2 protein-coding genes and 1 tRNA gene are annotated in these 1,547 nt (G+C 32.3%); all 3 read left to right on the forward strand.

The window, feature by feature from the left end:
* Nucleotides 1-339: 339 nt before the first annotated feature.
* Nucleotides 340-415 (forward strand) — tRNA-Pro (locus VIL26_07370).
* Nucleotides 416-523: 108 nt separating this feature from the next.
* Nucleotides 524-1,036, forward strand: coding sequence for an HD domain-containing protein (locus VIL26_07375; GenBank protein HEY8390747.1), 513 nt, complete (start codon nt 524-526; stop codon nt 1,034-1,036).
* Between the two features lie 25 nt (nt 1,037-1,061).
* Nucleotides 1,062-1,547, forward strand: a 486-nt coding sequence (locus tag VIL26_07380; GenBank protein ID HEY8390748.1) for a prolipoprotein diacylglyceryl transferase family protein, incomplete at its 3' end; no start/stop codon positions are given.

Genomic DNA, 1,547 nt, shown 5'->3' on the forward strand with positions numbered 1-1,547 from the left:
ATGGCATAACAAAGCTAAGTGCAACCAAAACGGCTGTAATGGCAATGGTCTTGGTTTTATTTTTATTCATTATTTTATCCTTTAAAATTAAAAATTTTGTTTTCAAACTTTAGTCTATCATATTGCAAAATAATTTTCAAATCATATAATAGTAATGTATTGATTGCATATAGCAACTTAATGTTTTTATGATATAATATATAATAATAACTAAAATAGTGCATAAATTTATTCTTCAAAAAGGCAACAATTACCGTAAATTCGGCTAAAAAATTTTGATGAATAATGCTTTTAAAATTAGGAGTTTTGTGATAATATTATCTTTGCAATCCTAATAGTCGGGGTGTGGTGCAGTTGGTAGCACGCTTGGTTCGGGACCAAGAGGTCGTGAGTTCAAATCTCGCCACTCCGACCATTTTTTTTATATTTTTAAGAAGTTTTACATAATTTACATTGTATAAGATATTGACAAAGCTGCTAGTATCATTTACTCTTAAATCAATCAATTTTAATAGGTATAACAATGAAAGATACTTACAATATAAATTATTTTATAGATACAATAAATGAAGTTTTAAAAGAACCTCAAGTCCATAAGATGGACAATTTTTTTCATCACGGAAATATAACGACTCTTAGCCATTGTATATCAGTAGCATATTACAGCTATATTATGGCTATCAATTGTCCATTTAAAGTTAATGTAAGAAGTGTTATAATTGGTGCAATGCTGCATGATTTTTATCTTTATGATTGGCACGATAAGAACAAAGAAATTAACTGGCATGGCTTTAGACATCCAAAAATTGCATTAACCAATGCGCAAAAATATTTTAATCTTAATGAAATAGAAAAGGATATAATTTTAAGGCACATGTGGCCGCTTACAATAATACCGCCCAAATATTTGGAGTCTTTTATCGTAAGTGCGGCTGACAAAACTGTAACCGTAATGGAAACCTTTAAGTTATTTAACAAAAAATTTCTGATGGTTAACAAAAGATTGGCTTTAATTAATTCAATTGATATAACATAATTTCGATAAACAAAAAGGGGAGAAAATGTTTCCTGAACTTGATTTGGGTTTGTTTACGATTGATATGTATACCGTGATGATAATCATCGGTATGGTTGCTGCGATGCTGATGTTTATGCATCTGTCAAAAAAAGGTCAATTACCTGACGATGTCAGCAGAAGATATTTGCAGATAGTTTTGCTTGCGGCGATAGTAGGGTTTGTAAGCGCTATATTATTTCAATCTGTTTATGATTTTTTCAAAACAGGAAAGTTTGCAATCGGCGGAATGACCTTTATGGGCGGTCTGATTGGCGGGGTTTTAGCGTTTTTTGTGTTGTTTAAGTTTATGGCGACCAAAGACGAAAAAACATATCTTAGGGTATGCGCGGAATATATTTTGATTTCCATAGTGGTAGCACATTTCTTTGGCAGAATAGGATGCTTTTTTGCAGGATGCTGCTACGGAAAAGAGACGCAGTCCTTTTTGGGCGTTAATTTTCCTGGCGTTGGGCATGTGCATCCCACTCAG

It is taken from the genome of Clostridia bacterium, assembly GCA_036562685.1.
GTDB lineage: Bacteria > Bacillota > Clostridia > Christensenellales > DUVY01 > DUVY01.

Bases quoted from the DNA above. Each gene is read 5' to 3' on its own strand.
- VIL26_07375 (HEY8390747.1), top strand. From the start codon at position 524: ATGAAAGATACTTACAATATAAATTATTTTATAGATACAATAAATGAA.